The organism is Permianibacter fluminis (assembly GCF_013179735.1).
Lineage (GTDB): Bacteria > Pseudomonadota > Gammaproteobacteria > Enterobacterales > Permianibacteraceae > Permianibacter > Permianibacter fluminis.
In genome coordinates this window covers 38,900-55,317 of record NZ_JABMEG010000001.1, presented here as the reverse complement: position 1 = coordinate 55,317, position 16,418 = coordinate 38,900, and the positions used below count along the sequence as shown (strand labels likewise).

At 61.3% G+C, this 16,418-nt stretch carries 15 protein-coding genes; 9 read left to right on the top strand and 6 right to left on the bottom strand.

Going from position 1 to position 16,418, the window contains the following annotated elements; genetic code table 11:
* Window positions 1-94 precede the first annotated feature (94 nt).
* Complete coding sequence (gene glnE / locus HPT27_RS00260; RefSeq protein WP_172237248.1) at window positions 95-3,049, bottom strand: bifunctional [glutamate--ammonia ligase]-adenylyl-L-tyrosine phosphorylase/[glutamate--ammonia-ligase] adenylyltransferase; 2,955 nt, start codon at window positions 3,047-3,049, stop codon at window positions 95-97.
* 162 nt (window positions 3,050-3,211) lie between these two features.
* Between glnE and HPT27_RS00255 the strand changes: the two genes are divergently transcribed.
* The 3 genes from HPT27_RS00255 to HPT27_RS00245 all read left to right on the top strand — a co-directional run bounded on the left by HPT27_RS00255 (window position 3,212) and on the right by HPT27_RS00245 (window position 6,350).
* Window positions 3,212-3,799, top strand: a complete 588-nt coding sequence (locus tag HPT27_RS00255; protein WP_172237245.1) for a LemA family protein — start codon at window positions 3,212-3,214, stop codon at window positions 3,797-3,799.
* A gap of 135 nt (window positions 3,800-3,934) precedes the next feature.
* Window positions 3,935-5,872, top strand: coding sequence for a M48 family metallopeptidase (locus HPT27_RS00250; protein ID WP_172237242.1), 1,938 nt, complete (start codon window positions 3,935-3,937; stop codon window positions 5,870-5,872).
* A gap of 160 nt (window positions 5,873-6,032) precedes the next feature.
* Window positions 6,033-6,350, top strand: coding sequence for a hypothetical protein (locus HPT27_RS00245; protein ID WP_172237239.1), 318 nt, complete (start codon window positions 6,033-6,035; stop codon window positions 6,348-6,350).
* 306 nt (window positions 6,351-6,656) lie between these two features.
* On the opposite strand, the gene HPT27_RS00240 is transcribed toward HPT27_RS00245, so the two are convergent.
* Window positions 6,657-8,174 (bottom strand): CYTH and CHAD domain-containing protein, encoded by a 1,518-nt coding sequence (locus HPT27_RS00240; protein WP_172237237.1) that lies wholly within the window; start codon window positions 8,172-8,174, stop codon window positions 6,657-6,659.
* A 189-nt stretch (window positions 8,175-8,363) separates the two neighbouring features.
* Here HPT27_RS00240 and HPT27_RS00235 point away from each other — a divergent pair, with 189 nt between their 5' ends.
* The 4 genes from HPT27_RS00235 to HPT27_RS00220 all read left to right on the top strand — a co-directional run bounded on the left by HPT27_RS00235 (window position 8,364) and on the right by HPT27_RS00220 (window position 10,715).
* Window positions 8,364-8,951 carry a TIGR04211 family SH3 domain-containing protein gene (locus HPT27_RS00235; RefSeq protein WP_172237235.1) on the top strand — a complete coding sequence of 196 codons (588 nt, stop codon included), beginning with the start codon at window positions 8,364-8,366 and terminating at the stop codon, window positions 8,949-8,951.
* A 22-nt stretch (window positions 8,952-8,973) separates the two neighbouring features.
* Window positions 8,974-9,438, top strand: a complete 465-nt coding sequence (locus HPT27_RS00230) for a GNAT family N-acetyltransferase (protein ID WP_172237233.1) — start codon at window positions 8,974-8,976, stop codon at window positions 9,436-9,438.
* Window positions 9,439-9,498: 60 nt separating this feature from the next.
* Window positions 9,499-9,810, top strand: coding sequence for a thiosulfate sulfurtransferase GlpE (gene glpE, locus HPT27_RS00225; RefSeq protein WP_172237231.1), 312 nt, complete (start codon window positions 9,499-9,501; stop codon window positions 9,808-9,810).
* A 209-nt stretch (window positions 9,811-10,019) separates the two neighbouring features.
* Complete coding sequence (locus HPT27_RS00220) at window positions 10,020-10,715, top strand: SDR family NAD(P)-dependent oxidoreductase (RefSeq protein WP_172237229.1); 696 nt, start codon at window positions 10,020-10,022, stop codon at window positions 10,713-10,715.
* 111 nt (window positions 10,716-10,826) lie between these two features.
* On the opposite strand, the gene HPT27_RS00215 is transcribed toward HPT27_RS00220, so the two are convergent.
* Together HPT27_RS00215 and HPT27_RS00210 are read right to left on the bottom strand one after the other, a co-directional pair.
* Complete coding sequence (locus HPT27_RS00215; RefSeq protein WP_172237227.1) at window positions 10,827-11,291, bottom strand: flagellar basal body-associated FliL family protein; 465 nt, start codon at window positions 11,289-11,291, stop codon at window positions 10,827-10,829.
* Between the two features lie 96 nt (window positions 11,292-11,387).
* The gene (locus tag HPT27_RS00210) at window positions 11,388-11,555 is read right to left on the bottom strand and encodes a rubredoxin (protein ID WP_172244968.1); all 168 of its coding nucleotides are present in this window, start codon (window positions 11,553-11,555) and stop codon (window positions 11,388-11,390) included.
* Between the two features lie 239 nt (window positions 11,556-11,794).
* On the opposite strand from HPT27_RS00210, the gene HPT27_RS00205 reads away from it, so the two are divergent.
* Together HPT27_RS00205 and ubiA are read left to right on the top strand one after the other, a co-directional pair.
* Window positions 11,795-12,319, top strand: coding sequence for a chorismate--pyruvate lyase family protein (locus tag HPT27_RS00205; RefSeq protein ID WP_172237225.1), 525 nt, complete (start codon window positions 11,795-11,797; stop codon window positions 12,317-12,319).
* A gap of 129 nt (window positions 12,320-12,448) precedes the next feature.
* Entirely contained in the window at window positions 12,449-13,471 is a 1,023-nt protein-coding gene (ubiA, locus tag HPT27_RS00200) for a 4-hydroxybenzoate octaprenyltransferase (protein WP_172237223.1), read from the top strand.
* Between the two features lie 16 nt (window positions 13,472-13,487).
* Here ubiA and HPT27_RS00195 read toward each other — a convergent pair whose 3' ends face one another.
* Together HPT27_RS00195 and HPT27_RS00190 are read right to left on the bottom strand one after the other, a co-directional pair.
* Window positions 13,488-15,428, bottom strand: a complete 1,941-nt coding sequence (locus HPT27_RS00195; RefSeq protein ID WP_172237221.1) for a diguanylate cyclase — start codon at window positions 15,426-15,428, stop codon at window positions 13,488-13,490.
* Window positions 15,429-15,559: 131 nt separating this feature from the next.
* On the bottom strand, window positions 15,560-16,222 hold the full coding sequence (locus HPT27_RS00190; protein ID WP_172237219.1) for an energy transducer TonB: 663 nt from the start codon (window positions 16,220-16,222) through the stop codon (window positions 15,560-15,562).
* Window positions 16,223-16,418 lie beyond the last annotated feature (196 nt).

The window sequence follows — 16,418 nt, the reverse complement described above, 5'->3', positions numbered from 1 at the left end:
TCAGCGTGCTGCTGCCAGCGGTCAGTTGGCAACGTGGCCGCACGGCGCTCCGGGCCGCAATTATACCAGCCCGCCGGCGCTCCGTGCCGCGCTCTCAGCTCGGCGTGGTCAACGCCGCCGGCCGGTTGCTGCCGAGGTGGCGCTGCCAGATGGCGCTGACCGTGGCACGCTCCTCCGGATAACTGTCGGCTGCGGCACGCGCCGGCCGATCCTGCAGTGCCAGCCGGTTCACGTCTTCCCGATAACGACGATAAATCTGGCGCAACTGCGCCGATTCCTGCTCGCTGATCTGATCCCGCTCGGCCAGCGCCTGCAACAGGCTGGCGCTGTGGCTGTGCTGCAAGGCCCGGCCGAGCCCGGCACCGGCGGCCAGCACCCAGTACTGGACCAGAAACTCGATGTCGACGATGCCGCCGGCGCCGTGTTTCAGATCCCATTCGGTGGCGGTGCTTTTGTCGAGCACTTGCCGCATGCGCTGCCGCATGTTGCCGACCTCGGCGGCCAGCAGCGCGACATCCCGCGGTCGGCGCAGCACCTGCTCGCGCAACGCGGCATACGTGCGCATCAGCGCCGCCGAGCCGGCCACGGCGCGGGCGCGCACCAGCGCCTGATGTTCCCAGACCCAGGCTTCACCGTCCTGGTATTGCTGGTAGGCCTCCAGCGTGCAAACCAGCAAACCGGAATTGCCCGATGGCCGCAAACGGGTGTCGACCTCGTACAGCACGCCGCTGCCGGTGCGCGTGCTCAGCATATGGACAATGCGCTGCGCCAGCCGGCTGTAGAACTGATCGACGCCGATGGCTTTGTCGCCATCGGTCTGGCTATGCAGATCGCCGGTGTAGATGAAAACCAGATCCAGATCGGAGCTGAAACTGAGCTCACTGCCGCCAAACTTGCCGTAACCGACGATCAGGAATTGCTTGTCGGTCAAGGTATCGGGCGGCCGGCCGTGCTTGGCTACTAAGTGCTCCCAGGCCAGCTCCAGCACTTCGTTCAAAATGGCTTCGGCCAACGCCGTCAGATGGGTGCTGACCTTGCCGACATCGAGCGCGCCGGCCAGCGTCGCGGCCGCAATGCGCAGCATGTGGCTGTGGCGGAATTCGCGCAGGGCATCCAGCAATTGTTCCTGATCGGTGCGTTCGATGCGGAGCAGCGCCAGCTGCAATTCGGCACGCAGCGATTCCGGTGCCGGCGGCGTGTACAGGGTTTTGGCGTCGAGCAGATCATCGAGCAGTATTGGATACTGGCTGAGCTGTTCGGCAATGAACCGGCTATCGGCCATCAAGCGGGTCAGCTGGCCGAGCGTGGCCGGATTTTCCGCCAGCAATTCCAGATAGGCCGTGCGCTTGCAGACCGCCCGCAGCAGTTGCAGTACGCGCCGCAGCGTTTCATCCGGATTGGTCTGCACCTTTTCGGCTTTGTGATCGCCGCCAACGGCATCGGCACAGCGCTCCAGCAGCAAGGGCATCAGAATATCCAGCCGCAAGCGACCGCGCTCGCTCAGGCTTTTGACGGTGCCGGCATCGCGAAACTGATGCAGAAACGCCAGCGTGCCAGCGGCATCGGTGAAGCCGTGCTGCTGCAACAAGCCAAGGCTTTCCTCGTCGCTCAGTTGGCGCAGCCACAAGGCCCGGAATGGCGATGGCGGCGGCGCCGCTTCGGTCAGTGGCGTCGGTTCACCGAACACCGAACGGAACAGGGCGTGAACGCCGTCGCGGTGATGATCAAGCTGTGCCTTGAATGCGTGGTAATCGGTAAAGCCGAGTGCTGCTGCCAATTGATTGCGCCGTTCCGGTTCCGTCGGCAGCGACTGTGTTTGTTCGTCGCGCTGGGCCTGCAGCACGTTTTCGGTTTTGCGCAAAAAGAAATAACTGTCGCGCAGCTGGCCGGCCTCGGCTTCGCTGAGCAGGCCAAGTCCCGGCAGCGCCGCAAGCGTTTGCAACAAACTGCGGCCACGCAGGCTGGCTTCGCGGCCGCCGCGGATCAGCTGAAACGCTTGGACAATGAATTCGACTTCGCGAATGCCACCGGCACCGAGCTTGATGTTGTCGCTCTGCTGTTTGCGGCGCTGGTCTTGATTGATTAGCGCTTTCAAGCGCCGAATCGCTTCGAGCACGCCGTAGTCGATGTAGCGGCGGAACACGAACGGTTTGATCAGCGCTTCCATGCGGGCGCGGGCGCGGGCATCGCCGTGCAGCACGCGCGCCTTGACCATGGCAAAGCGTTCCCATTCGCGGCCCTGATCCTGGTAATAATCTTCCAGCGCATCCAGCGACAGCACCAGCGGACCGCTGTCACCATAGGGCCGCAAACGCATGTCGGTACGGAACACAAAACCGTCTTCGGTCGCGGCGGAGAGCAAATGGATCAGCCGCTGGCCGAGCCGGGTGAAGTATTCGACGTACTCGAGTTTGCGCGGCCCCGCTGTTTCATGGCTGCCGTTGCCATCGTCGCCGTAGGCAAAGATCAAATCGATGTCGGAGGAAAAATTCAGTTCGCCACCACCGAGTTTGCCCATGCCGAGCACCAGCATCTGCTGCGGCTCGGCCTGTCCGGCGCCGGTAGCGTTGCTGTCGGGGTAAACCGGTGTGCCAAACCGTTTGCCAAAATCGCGCTCAAGAAAATGCAGCGCGCTGCTGACGCTGGCGTCAGCCAGCGCAGTCAAATGGCGCAGGGTTTCTTCGACTTCGGCCAGACCGCAGAGATCGCGCCAGGCAATGGCCAGCATCACACTGGTGCGCAGGCGGCGCAGCCGGGCCATGAACTCGGCTTCATTGTCGGTGTCGGCGGCGGTCATGAATGCCGCCTGGATCGCGGCCACCCGGTCGGCGCTGCGCAGCACGCCGCTGTCGTGCAGCTCGTGCAACCAGAGCGGTCGACGCAGCAGCTGGTCGGCGACAAAATCGCTCAGTGCCAATGCGGTAACAGCTTGTGTCCGCAGCATGCTGTCGAACGGCGGTTCCTGCTGCGCGCACAGCGCCTGCCAATGGCGCTCGCCGCGCGCCAGCAGGCTGTCATCAAGGCTGGGGCTGAAATGACCGGGATTCATGATGGACGGGCAAACTCAATACGCTCTGATACAAACGCAACTATAGCAGCGCTTGCACTCCTGCCGGTCTTTCCCTTTAATGCCAGCAGTCGTTCCCTCGTGGACGTCGTCGGCTGACTGTCAGCCGTACCGTCTTTGCAACAGCCTCAAGGAGTGTGCTTCATGACGACCTGGATTGTGCTCGCCATTATCGCCGTGGTGGTGGTGTGGGCCATCGGCATCTACAACAGTCTGGTTGCGTTGCGGAACCGGTTCAAGAACAGCTATGCCCAGATCGACGTGCAGCTGAACCGTCGCTACGACCTGATCCCGAATCTGGTCGAAACCGCCAAGGCCTATCTGAAGCACGAGCGGGAAACGCTCGAAGCCGTGGTTGCCGCCCGCAACTCGGCGCTGTCGGCCAGCAAGCTTGCAGCCGCCCATCCGGAAGATGCCGGTGCGGTGCAGAACGTCATGCAGGCCGATGGTGCACTGACCGGCGCGCTGACCAAGTTTTTCGCCGTCGCGGAAAGCTATCCGGATCTGAAAGCCAACAGCACCATGAACACGGTGATGGAAGAGCTGAGCTCCACCGAAAACAAAGTGGCGTTCGCCCGTCAGGCATACAACGACGCGGTCATGGGCTACAACACCTACCGTGAGCAGTTCCCGAAAAATCTGATCGCGAACAATTTCGGCTTCCAGGCGGCGGCGTTGTTCGAAGTTGACAACCCGGAAGTGCGCAAGGCCGTGAAGGTGTCGTTCAGCTGAGATTGTTGCGGCACACGCGTCGTGCAACGTTGCTGGTTTGGGCGTTGAACGGAGTGGCCTCGTTCGCTGCGCGAACCCGGATTACGCCTACGGCTAATCCGGGCTACGTTTTTTCAATGGCAGGGTAACGCTCGGATGGATTTCTTCGGTCGTCAGGACTGGGCTCGGCGGCGCAGCAAATGGCTGGTGGGCTATTTCATATTGGCCGTGGTGATGATCGTCGTCGCCGTCAATGCCGCGACCTATTTTGCCTTTCGCATTTCCGGCGTCACCAAATTGCCACCGGCCGAATGGTTTGGCTCGGCGGCGTTTGGCTGGTTATCACTGATTACCCTGATCGTGATCGCGCTGGGCAGTCTGCTGAAAATGGCCCAGCTGTCTGGTGGCGGGCAGGCGGTCGCCGACATGGTCGGCGCCCGTCGGGTGTTGCCGGAAACCAGTGATCCGCTTGAGCGGCGACTGATCAATGTGGTCGAGGAAATGGCGATCGCCTCCGGTACACCGCTGCCGCGCATTTATGTCATGGATGAAGAGCAGGGCATCAATGCTTTTGTCGCCGGGCTGAAAGCGGAAGAAACCGTGCTGGTGGTGACCCGCGGCGCATTGCAGCAACTGAATCGACAGGAGTTGCAGGGCGTGATTGGCCACGAATACAGCCACATCATGCACAGCGACATGCGCCTCAATGTCAAATTGATGGGCGTACTGGCCGGCATTCTGCTGCTCGGCCAGTTCGGCGAATTTCTGCTGCGCAGCCTGCGCCATGTCGGTGGTGGCCGGTCAAAAAAAGACAGCGGCAATATAGTACTGGCGATGATCATTCTGGCGATCGCGCTGCTGGTCATCGGTTACGTCGGGCTGTTTTTCGGTCGCCTGATCAAATCAGCAATTTCCCGTCAGCGCGAATTTCTGGCCGATGCCAGCTCGGTGCAATACACCCGTGACAACAGCGGCATTGCCGGTGCGCTGACCAAGATCAAGCTGGCCAGCGGCAGCTCGTTGCTGCAAAGCGCGCACGCGGAAGAAATGAGCCATATGTGTTTTGGCGAATCGGTGCATGTCGCGATGTCGGGACTGCTGTCGACCCATCCCCCGCTGGACGATCGCATCAGCGCGCTGGGCTTTACGCCAGCGGTGCTGGCGCGCCGGGTCAGTCAGGCTGCGAGCAATGTTGTTGCGGGGAACGATGTTGCAGGCAACGAGGTGGCGGTTGAATCCGCAGCAAGCAGTGCGCTTGCCAGCGCCGGCGTCAGTGCGCTGAGCGGCCACGCGGCCGCGCGCCAGGCTGTGGCCAGTGTTGGTACCGTGACGCCATCGCATCTGGATTACGCCCAGCAATTGCTGGAGCGCTTGCCGGCGCCGCTGCGCGAAGCGAGTCATGATCGGCAGCGGGCCGGTGCCCTGATGCTGGCGCTGATGCTGACCGAAAGTGCCGGACAGCAAGTGGCCGCGCTGAACCTGATCGAACAGCAACGCGGCCCGGCCGAACGGGCGCAAGTCACGGCGCTGCTGTTCGCGGCCCGGGCACTGCCGGCTGACGGTCGGCTGGCGCTCATCACCAGCGCCCGACCGGCGCTGGAAATGCTGCGCGAGCCTGAACGCCAGCAACTGCTGAGCACCCTGTTGGCCCTGGCCCGGCTCGACCAGACCATCACGCCATTCGAATACGTGCTCAGCGCCCTGCTCCGGCACTGGCTGCAACCGGCCGCCAGCCGCTCGGCCACGACTGCCATCACCCGGTTTGCCGCCGTCGCGGACGAGCTGGCGCTGGTGATTGGGTTGGTGACGCAGGCATCCGGCAGTCGCGCCGACGAAATGAGTGCTCACTACAAGCAGACGCTCAGCAGTTTCGGCATCAGCGCGGCCGATTTACCGGTGGAGTTTGATGCGGTCAAACTGGATCAGGCGCTGCTGACGCTGGATCGGCTGACCCCGTTGCTGAAAAAACCACTGCTCAGCACGCTGGCCGAGCTGGCGCTTGCCGACCAGGAAGTCACCGTCAACGAACGGGAATTGCTGCGAGTGATCGCCGAGCGGCTGAACTGTCCGATGCCGCCGCTGCTGGCTCGCTGAGCCCGGCAGTGTGGCTTGTGCGCCCGTCCGGCCGCGCGGGTGCGCGGGTGCGCGGCGCGCCAGCAGATATTTTCGTGCGCTGACCGCGGTGCCATCTTGCCAGCGCCGGTCGCTGCACTCACACTCTTCCGGCCCCGATTTCAGGGAGGAGGCGACAAACATGAAAGCAATTTGGGTAATGACTGCATTGGTGATGGCCGGCGCCGCACAAGCCGACGTTACGGTCTGCAAAATGGGTGACTCTGTGCGCAAGGTGTCCGTGGTGCACATGGACAATGACAGCAGCAAACCCTGCGACGTTCAGTACAGCAAAGATACCGAACAACCGGGTGAGCCGGCCAAAACACTGTGGCATTACGGTGTTGAAGTCGACCAGTGCGCGATCAAGGCCCAAGGCTTTGTCGAGAAGCTGAGTGGCATGGGCTGGAGCTGCGCCAAAGAAGGTGCTGACGCAGCGCCGGAAGCGGCCAGCAACTAAGCCGCACGTCCGCAGTAAAAACAACAACGCCCCGACTTCGGGGCGTTGTTGTTTTATCGGCTGCTTGCTTTTGATGAAGCGAGTGTTGCGCCAAATCACAGCAGTTAAACGATTGCGTTTTGCCGCCGCCGAATCACTTACTCATTCAATCTTTCAATCTTTCAATCTTTCAATCTTTCAATCACTCAATCACTCAATCACTCAATCACTCAATCACTCAATCACTCAATCACTCAATCACTCAATCACTCAATCACTCAATCACTCAATCACAAATCCCGCAGCCGATTTGCCGTGCGGCCCCGGTCAACCGTTTTCCAGCGTTTCCGGTTCGGCGCGCAAGGCGAATTCGCGGGTCATTTGCAGGGCGCTCCACAGCGTTTCGCGTTGGGCAAACAGCCAGCCGGTGAAATCACGGTATTCCGCATCGGACAATTCCCGGCCCAGGTGATCCAGGCTGGCGAGAGTCTGGTTGTCCTGAATGCCGGCCAGCAGATCGCGGCAGGGGTTGATGAACAGCGCGCGCTGACGGTCGTCGAACAGTTCGCCGAAGATCAGACAGGACCACAGCGCCCGGCGCAGCAGCCGTTTTTGCCGGTCATAAAAACCGAAGTCCTGCGAATGGGGCGCGCTGTCCCAGATTTTTTGCAACGCCTCCCATTGCCGGATCACCAGCTCGGTGGCGCGTTCATCGGCAGGCAGCAACAAGGCCGGCGCAATATCGCTCGGCGCCTGCGCCAGAAACTGGCCCATGTTGATGGCAAACAGCGCGTAGCGACGGCTGTCGAGCAGATTTTCCACGGCAATGATGCCGCTGGCAAAATCGCGCTCATCCGGCAGCAGCTCGACCAATTCATCGTGATGCGGCAGAAAATTTTCGCCTTGGCTGGACCAGACGATATCGTCGGCGGCGAGCTGGGCACGCGCCGTGCCGACCCAGCGAAACGCTTTCAGCATGTGGGTCAGTTGCCGGCGCCAGCCGTGCATGGCGAGCGGTAGCGGCAGACCGCTGTAACAGACCAGAGCATGTCGAAACAGACCGAGCGCGCGGCGCATTTGTTCGGCGGCAGCAACCGACGGTTTGCTGACAAATTCCTTTTCGTAAAGCTGCCAGTGCGACCAAGCGTTGGTGACGGTGTCGAACAGAATCTGCCAGAGCGTGGCGCCTTCCTTGATCAGAATCGGTTGCAGTCGCGTAGTCGGCATGTCGTGCCAGCCGAGCAGCCGGTAGCCGCGTTCGGCTTTGCTGCGACTGTCCGGGTGCAGCGGATGGTGGGCGATGAGTTGGCGCGCCAGTTCGAACAGCGGCTCGATGTCGCCAGCCAGCAGTTCCATTTCCACTTCGCTGATCGGATCGTGTTCTTCATCGGCGTGAACGGCGCCGTGGTCCAGCGCAAATTCAATTACGGTACCGCTGTCGTGACGCAGTTCGCGTGAGCGCCGCTCAAAATCGGTGCTGAACACGGTCAGCAATTTTTGCTGGCGCCACAAGCTGGTCAGCCACGGTGTCCATTCGGTTTCCGGCAAGCGCACCGGATCGAGTTCGGGACCGGCGACATTGACGTTCCATTCGTTGCGCCGGTGCAGGCCACCGACACTGCTGCCGGCGGTCTTGATGGTCTGGGTGAATTGCTCGTTGGCCTGGCGCAGCCGCAGGCCGATACCGCGATCGCGCAGCTCGTGATCGTCGGTGTCGTAATAGCGATTGCCGAGCCGCTGCGTCTGCCAGGGGCCGGCTTGCCAGCCGGCTGGCAACCGGGTCGCCACCAGCGCGGCGAGGGTGTCCGGGTCGGTGGCCAGTTTCAATTCAAGTTCGCGGGCCATGGCAGGGGCGGGATCCGGTGAGCGCATCGAGGTCGGCATTGTAGTGGATGGCTGGCGCCTGCGAGCAAGCAATCGGCAAACTGCCAGTGTCCGCAGTGGCGCTGTTACAATTGGTCGGCGGACTCAGACGCTCACAGATGCTCGCAGATGCTTGCAGAAGAACGACAACAACGCAGGAGGAGTGCAACGGTGGCAGTAATCCAACAGGGACTGGGCTTGCTGATGGCCCTCAGTGTTGCCAGCGCGGTGCTGGCCGCTGAACCGGCGCCGACGCCGACACCGAGCCATTACATCACCGACCAGCTGACGGCCTCGCTGCGTGCCGGCGCCGCCAAGGAACAAAAAGCTATCAACCAGATCCGGGCCGGCGAGCCGGTGCAGATCATGGAAAAAGCGCCGGGCACCGGCTTTGTCCGGGTCCGCGCCGCGAGCGGGCCGGAGGGCTGGATTGAAGCGGAACGGGTGGTCACCACGCCGCCGGCCGTCGCCCGTTTTGCCGAACTGGAAACCCGGTTCAATGCCGCGGTCAGCGAGCTTGAAGGCATGAAAGCCTCTTTGCCCGAACGCGAAGTGTTGCAGCGGCAAAGTCACGAACTGCAGGTGCGGGTGGTCGAGCTGGAAAACCAGCTGGAAACACTGACCGAACAAAACGCGGTGCTGGAGCGCCGTTTTCAGAGCGAGGTGATGTACGCCGGCGCGCTGATCGTGCTGGTGGGGCTGGTGCTCGGCTGGGGTGTCAGTGCCATGCGCGGCCGTCGCCGCGATGGCTGGCACTGAGTTGTCCGCCAGGAGTCCGGTGATGACCACCACCAACGTGCAGTGGCAGTGCCGCCGCTTTGCCGAACTGGATACCGCGACGCTGCACGCCATATTGCAGCTGCGTCAGCAGGTGTTCGTGATCGAGCAAATGTGTCCTTATCCGGACATCGATGGTCGCGATCCGGATTGTCTGCACGTTTACGCGCAGGACGCGGACGGTTTGCTGGCCTATCTGCGGGTGGTGCCGGCAGCGCGCACCGATTCCGGCTGCCCGGCGCTTGGCCGTGTCTGCACGGCAGCGCGTGCGCGTAGCGGCGGCTTTGGCCGCGAGCTGGTCAACCGCGGATTGCAGGCGCTGGCCCAGCACTATCCCGGTCAGGCCTGCGTAATTGGCGCGCAGGCCTATCTGCGCCGGTTCTATGAAGGCTGCGGTTTTGCCGTGTTTGATCAACCCTATCAGGAAGATGGCATTCCGCATTTCCATATGCGCCGGCCAGCCGATTGATGCCGCGGAAAAAAAAAGAGAGTGGCAGATAGTTGCCAACGTGATCGACAGGAGTAATCCATGAGTTTTCAGCGCATCAGTGCCGAGCAGGCGCAACAGCAATTGGCGGCGGGCGCCACCCTGGTCGACATTCGCGATCCGGTTGCCTTCGCCGCTGGTCATGTTGATGGTGCGATCCGAGTCGGCAATGAAAATCTGGCCGAGTTTCTGGCCAAGGCCAATCCGGACGCGCCGCTGCTGGTGATGTGCTATCACGGCCACAGCTCGCAGAACGCCGCGCAATTTTTTGCCAGTCAGGGCTTTCAGTCCGTTGCCAGTGTCGACGGTGGTTTTGAAGGCTGGAAACGGCAGTTGCCGTTTGTCAGCGGCTGAGGCCGGCGGCTGGCATCGCAATCATCGTCGCGGCAAACCGCATACCAGCAACGGCTTTGCTGACGGTCATGATAAAAATGGCCGACAAAAAAAGGCTATCTGCCCCATCATTATTAGTGCCGCCTAAAATCGTCGCCAGGTGAACGCCTTGGCAACAATGTCCGTATCAGTGGCGAAGGCAATAACGCCAACGGATGCGGGGAACTGTCATGGCGAATATTTTGGTGATCGGCGGAAGCCGGGGCATCGGTCGGGCGCTGGTTGAGCAGTTGCTGCTGCAACATCACGCCGTCTGGCTGGCCTGTCGCGAGCCGGAACATGCCAATGATTTGCATGCGGCCGTGCGCTTTCGCTGGGATGCCTTGACCGAACCGTTTCCGCGGGAGCAACTGCCGGAGCGTTTGCACGGTCTGGCTTACTGCCCGGGCAGCATCAATCTGAAACCATTCAGCCGACTCAATGAACAAGATTTTTTACGTGACTGGGAATTGAATTGCCTCGGCGCGGTGCGGGCGGTGCAGGCGTGTTTGCCGGCGCTGAAAGCGGCCGATCAGGCCGCGATTGTTTTTTTCAGTTCTGTTGCGGCTCAAACCGGGTTGCCTTTTCATGCCTCGATCGCGGCGGCAAAAGGCGCCATCGAAGGACTGACGCGCGCGCTGGCCGCCGAGCTGGCGCCAGCGATCACAGTCAATGCGATCGCGCCGGCACTGATCGACACGCCGCTGGCGCAGCCGTTGCTCAGCAGCGATAGCAAACGGCAACAGATTGCGGATCGCAATCCGATGAAAACCATTGGCGCCGCCGCGACCGTGGCGGCGCTGGCCAGCGGATTGTTGACCGCAGCGCAGCCATTCATGACCGGCCAGGTGCTGGCGCTGGATGGTGGCCTGTCGCGGCTGCGTTGACCGGCACCAGCCTGTGCTGACCTGTGTAGGTGTAGGTGAGGTGAGGTTGAACCTGTTTGCGTGGGCAAAAAAAATGCGACCGGTGGTCGCATTTTTTTCATCAGGGCCTGCTCACTGCCAGACATATTTCGTAAACAGCACGTCCTGAATGATTTCTTTTTGCTTGGTTTCGGCTTCGAGCCGGGTTTGCAGTTCGGTCAGTGTTTGTTGCCGCAGGGTCTCACGCTGGGCCAAATCCTTGACCGCCGTTTCGCTCTGGGCCCGCAACAGCCAGACCACCGCATCCTGCATCAACGGCAAATGCTGTTTGACCAACTCCACGCCGGCGCTGCCTTTGATTTTCAGTTGAATGCCAACTGAGAGGAAGCCGAGCTTGCCATCGGCTTTCTGATAATTGGTCACCAGATTCGGGTACAACTCAAAATACTTGGTGCCTTCTGGATCGGCATCCGCGCCGCCACCACTATTGGCAGTGGCCGGTTGGTTCAGCAGCAACAGGCCGATCAAGGCGACTGCTAGTTTCATTACCGCAAGAGCCTTCATCACTGCCAGCCGGTTGCGGATTTGCTGCGCCATGACACCACTCCTGAATTGCCGAGCGGGGATGCGGCCGCGCTCGGTTGAGGACAAGGTCAAAAGTATAGTCAGCGGCGTTGCGGCTGCCAGTCAGGCTCAGTCGACTTCGACCATTTCAAAATCGGCCTTGCCAATGCCGCAATCGGGGCACAGCCAGTCCGCGGGAACGTCAGCCCAGGCGGTACCCGCCGCGATGCCATCTTCCGGCCAGCCTTGCGCCTCGTCATAAACCAGGCCGCAGACCAGACATTGCCACTTCTTCATCATTTCACCTGCAGGACAGCTACGCGGCTGTCGCTCGTTACGGTTGCACCCATCGGAACCGGCCTGGCCGGTCGCGGCGACGTTATAGCGGTACGAGCAGTCGCCGGCAAGTCCGGCTGCGTATAATGTCGGCTTCTTTGTACCGTGATCCAAGACCTGCACGTGATGCCTTCATTCACTTTGCTGGCCAAGTCGGCTCAGCCACTTTGCGCGCCAAACAACGGCCGGCGGTCGCAATCATGCAACTGAACTGGCGCGAACAGGCGCCGGGCTGGCCGCCAGCATTGCAGCAACTGATGACCGAAACCGGTTCGTTCACCGAGGCGTTGATCGCGCGGCTCGGACCCATTACGGTTCGGCCTTTGCTGCAGCATTGGCAAACCGTTCGTGGCGAAGAGGCAAGCGCGCTGGGTTTCAACGCACCACAGCCTTGCTACGTGCGCGAAGTGGTGTTGTGCCGTGACGAACTGGCCGTCATTTTTGCGCGCACCGTGATCCCCGCCCGCAGCCTGCTCGGGCCCAATCGCGAACTGACCCAGCTTGGTGGTCGCGCCCTGGGCGCGCTACTGTTTGCCGGCGATGGCGTGCGCGAGACCTTGCAGTATCGCAGCCTCGATGGCCGCGAATTGCTGGCGCGCCGCCTGTTGCAATTGCAGCTGCCGTGGCAGCGCGGCATCCCGGCGCGGCGCTCGCGGTTTCTGCTGCGTGGTGCACCGTTGCTGGTGCATGAAGTGGCATTGCCGGCGCTGGCACGCTTGCTGTAGTTTTTTTGTGGTGGTTGTCGCAGTGTGTCGTGACCATCGCACGGCCTTGCTGTGGTGACGCGCTGCCATCTCGTGAACGCTTACGTTTGATCAGCGCCAAAAACCAACGACGTGGACATAGAGGTACGGATGACTGCTCCCGAACAGGATACCGCTGCCAGCGAGCTGCCAGCGAGGGCGATCGACAAAACCGTCGACACAGCCGTCGACAAGGCTGCTGACAATACCAACAGCAAGCCGAACAACAGCAGGCCTATCAACAGCAAAAGCAGCAAACAGTCGTCATCGGCCAGTTTGCTCAGTCAACTGCGGCCGTATATCGAGTTGATGCGCTGGCACAAACCGGTTGGCATTTTTCTGTTGCTGTGGCCGACGCTGTGGGCCTTGTGGCTTGCTGCCGGTGGCGTACCGCCGCTCGGCACCTTGTTGGTGTTTGTGCTCGGCACCGCGCTGATGCGCGCCTGCGGCTGTGTGATCAACGATTACGCTGATCGCAAATTTGATGGCGCCGTCGAGCGCACCAAAGGCCGGCCGCTGGCGACCGGCAAGGTCAGCGCCAAACAAGCGCTGCAATTGTTTCTGGTGCTGGCGCTGCTGAGCTTTGCCCTGGTGCTGAGCCAGAATCGTTTCACCGTGATGCTGTCGTTCGCGGCCATTGCCATTGCCAGTGTCTATCCGTTCATGAAACGGTACAGCTATTTCCCGCAGGTGGTGCTGGGTGCGGCGTTTGCGTGGGCGATTCCGATGGCGTTTGCCGCGGTCAAGAACGAACTGCCGACCATTACCTGGCTGCTGTACATGAGCACGCTGATGTGGGTGCTGGCCTACGACACGCTGTATGGCATGGTCGATCGCGACGACGACCGCAAAATTGGTATCAAATCGACCGCCATTTTGTTCGGCGATGCCGACATTCTGCTGGTCAGCCTGATTCACGGCTTTGCCTTGCTGGGCTTGTTCATGCTGGGACTGCGGGCGGAACTGGGCGCGCCGTATTTCGCCGGTTGGACGCTGGCAGCGCTGCTGGTGCTGGTGCAAATGCTGATCGCGCGAAGCCGCAAACCGGCGGATTGCTTCCGGGCTTTCCAGTTGAACAATCTGTATGGTTTGGTGCTGACGGCGGGGCTGGTTGCCGATTACAGCTTGCGCTGAACCCTAGCTGTGCCGATCAGCTGCTGCGCTGCGCCGGCACCTGATCGGGCTCGTTGCGACGGGCCAGTTCAACCCGGTTGCGGCCGCTTTCCTTGGCCCGGTACAGGGCGTTGTCCGCCTGATGGGACAGCTGCGAAATGTCGTCGAAACTGTTGTCCCATTCGCAGACGCCGAGACTTATGGTGACGTGCAGATCCGGATGCAGGTCGCGGCAATCAATTTCGTCAACCGCTTGCCGTAGCCGCTCAGCAACATCCATCGCGGCTACCGCTTTGGTGCCGGGCAAAATCACCAGAAACTCTTCGCCACCGGTGCGACCGAGCTTGTCGCCTTCGCGCAGCGCGGCATTGCAAACGTCCGAAATGCGCTGCAGCACCTTGTCGCCGGTCAGATGGCCGTAGCTGTCGTTGATGCGCTTGAAATAATCGACATCGAACACCAGCACGCTGAGCGCCGATTTGTTGTCGCGCGCCAGCGCAATCTGATCATTGGCATAAGTCAGGATATGACGCCGGTTCGGTAGCCGGGTCAGTTCATCGGTCAGCGCCAGCGCCTGCATGCGGCGAGTGGCTTTGACTTGTTTGTAGGCCAGATAGCCAATCACCACCAGCAGCAGTGCAGCCAGGCCAATTGCCACCGATTGCAACCAGCGGATGTGGTCGGCATCGGACAGCGCCTTGTCGGTCATGGCTTTTTCTTTTTGCAGCAGCCGGTTCTCCTGCTCCTTTTTTTCACTGTCGAATTGCACCCGCATCCGCGCGGTTTGCTCTTCGCGCAGTTGGCTATCCAACTCCAGATGGGTTTTCAGAAAGCCGTCCAGCGCCGTGTAGGCCTCGGGCCATTGCTTGTTGCTGGCCAGCAGTTGGGTGCGGGCTTTTTCGGCATCGGCGAGATAGCGCAGCATTTGATGTTCACGCAGTACCGGCACGGCGGCATCAAACTCGGCCAGCGCCTCGCGTTCGCGATGCAGACCTTGCAAGGCCTGACCGCGATAGACTTTGGTCAACGCAATCTGAATCGGATCGCCAATCTTCTGGTAGCGCGCGATCGAATCATCGAGCAGCGGCAGCGCCAGCTCAGGATGATTCAGCTCGACCTGACAGGCGCCCATCGATTGCTGCAACACGGCCAGCTGACCCGGAAAGTTCAGACCCTTGAAAATGTCCCAGGCTTGCTGGTAACGCTCCAGCGCCTGTTTCGGTTCGTGTTTGCGGCTGAGCGCATGACCAATGTTGATCAGCGTCGCGCCGATCACCGGCGGCTCGCCGGAGGCCTCCGCTGCCGTCAGCAACTGCTGAAAATATTCCAGCGCCCGCTCATGCTCACCGAGCCGGGAATACAGATTGGCGATGCCGCCGAGGACATAACGAATGTTGCGCGGCCGGTTGATTTCCAGAAACAGTGGATAGGATTCCTGATAGTCCGCCAGCGCCTTGGCAAAATTGCCGCGCAATGAATACAGATCGGCGCGTGAGCTGAGCGCATCGGACAGCAATTCGTGATTGTCGAGTCGGCGGCCTTCGCTGATGGCGAATTCGTAATCAGCGAGGGCTTCGTCATAGCGACTCTGACTTTCAAAGGCAAAGCCGCGACACATCTGCAGATCGGCATACCAGCGATCTTGTTTGGCGTCGCGGGCGAAGGCCATGCCGGCTTCGGCGAGCCGCATGGCGGCCGCAGCATCCTGCTCGCTGAAGGCCAGCCAGCACTCATAAGACAGCAAGTGCGCTTCGGCATCTTTTGCCGGTTGGCTGCGCACCAACGCCCGGGCCTGATCGGCCAGCGCTTTGGCTTTGGCTTTATCGAGGGAGTAGCTGTCGGATGCCTGGTCCAGCAGCGGTTTGATCTGCTGCTCAGTGGGCGAGGGTGACTCGGCGGCCCGCGCCAAGCCGGTCAGCGCTACGCCAGCCAGCACTACGCGGACAATCAGCCACAGCAGATACAGAGACTGGCGCAAGATGCCTCGGTGTCGACGAAAAGATGCGTAAGGCAAAAGTAGGTGCCAGCGTGCCAAAGCGCAACCGGCAACGACACGCGCCCTGACCGGGCGATCAGGGCGCGGTTCGTTGCTGCCGAAGCGGCGTGGTCTCAATCGTCCAGATGAAATTCCAGCGTCACGGTTTGGCTGATCGCGGCGCTGCCATGGGCGCGGTAACGCCATTTGCTGACCGCTTGCCGCGCGGCGGCCTCGAATGCTCCGCGTGGCGTGGCATTGACGACCCGGACATCGCTGACCGAGCCATCCGCCTGCACCAGAAATTGCAGTGTGACCTGGCCTTCGATGCCTTGTGCAGCTTGGGCGCGTGGGTAGAGCGGCTGAATTTGGCTCAGCGGAATCAACCCTTCGCTGGCCATGGCTTGGTCAAGGTCAGGGCCGACACGACCCGGAACGGGCTTGTCACCCGGCCAGCCGGGGTTGCCCTCGGGCACAAATGGCGGCAGCGCATCGCCTTTCCCGTCCACGTCCGGTGGCAGCCGGTCGATGCGGGGCCCGGACTGCTGGGCTGCCTGCTGCTGCGGCGCCTTTGGCAGAGTCCGTGGCCGCCGCTGCTTCTCGGTACTGGCCGGCAACAGCGCGGGTTCTGCCCAGATCGGCGCGCTGTGCGAGACGACCGGCGTCACTGCTGGGTCAACCAGTCGGGCCATCAGCGCCAGCAAGGCAAAACTGACCGTCATGGCCAGCAACAGCGTCAGTCCGGTGTGGCCGAGATCGGCACCGACGGTTTCGGTTCTGAGCATTTGGACAGACATCGTGGTTCTCCCTCCGGCCCTCAAGCGGGGCCTGCAGGCTCAGCATCGCGGCCGGCCGTACCGGACCCCAGTGCCATTTTTCGGGTTTTTCCTGTGCACAAATGCCGTTCCGGCCTACCCTGATTGCGGCCAAACTGCTGGAATCGCCCGGGTCCGTTTCATTCCGAAACGCGCTTTGTCGCACTGCAGCAAGGTC

Excerpts from the sequence above, each read along its gene's own strand:
- glnE (WP_172237248.1), bottom strand. The coding sequence starts at position 3,049 with ATGAATCCCGGTCATTTCAGCCCCAGCCTTGATGACAGCCTGCTGGCG.
- HPT27_RS00255 (WP_172237245.1), top strand. The coding sequence starts at position 3,212 with ATGACGACCTGGATTGTGCTCGCCATTATCGCCGTGGTGGTGGTGTGG.
- HPT27_RS00250 (WP_172237242.1), top strand. The coding sequence starts at position 3,935 with ATGGATTTCTTCGGTCGTCAGGACTGGGCTCGGCGGCGCAGCAAATGG.
- HPT27_RS00245 (WP_172237239.1), top strand. The coding sequence starts at position 6,033 with ATGAAAGCAATTTGGGTAATGACTGCATTGGTGATGGCCGGCGCCGCA.
- HPT27_RS00240 (WP_172237237.1), bottom strand. The coding sequence starts at position 8,174 with ATGGCCCGCGAACTTGAATTGAAACTGGCCACCGACCCGGACACCCTC.
- HPT27_RS00230 (WP_172237233.1), top strand. The coding sequence starts at position 8,974 with ATGACCACCACCAACGTGCAGTGGCAGTGCCGCCGCTTTGCCGAACTG.
- glpE (WP_172237231.1), top strand. The coding sequence starts at position 9,499 with ATGAGTTTTCAGCGCATCAGTGCCGAGCAGGCGCAACAGCAATTGGCG.
- HPT27_RS00220 (WP_172237229.1), top strand. The coding sequence starts at position 10,020 with ATGGCGAATATTTTGGTGATCGGCGGAAGCCGGGGCATCGGTCGGGCG.
- HPT27_RS00215 (WP_172237227.1), bottom strand. The coding sequence starts at position 11,291 with ATGGCGCAGCAAATCCGCAACCGGCTGGCAGTGATGAAGGCTCTTGCG.
- HPT27_RS00210 (WP_172244968.1), bottom strand. The coding sequence starts at position 11,555 with ATGAAGAAGTGGCAATGTCTGGTCTGCGGCCTGGTTTATGACGAGGCG.
- HPT27_RS00205 (WP_172237225.1), top strand. The coding sequence starts at position 11,795 with ATGCAACTGAACTGGCGCGAACAGGCGCCGGGCTGGCCGCCAGCATTG.
- ubiA (WP_172237223.1), top strand. The coding sequence starts at position 12,449 with ATGACTGCTCCCGAACAGGATACCGCTGCCAGCGAGCTGCCAGCGAGG.
- HPT27_RS00190 (WP_172237219.1), bottom strand. The coding sequence starts at position 16,222 with ATGTCTGTCCAAATGCTCAGAACCGAAACCGTCGGTGCCGATCTCGGC.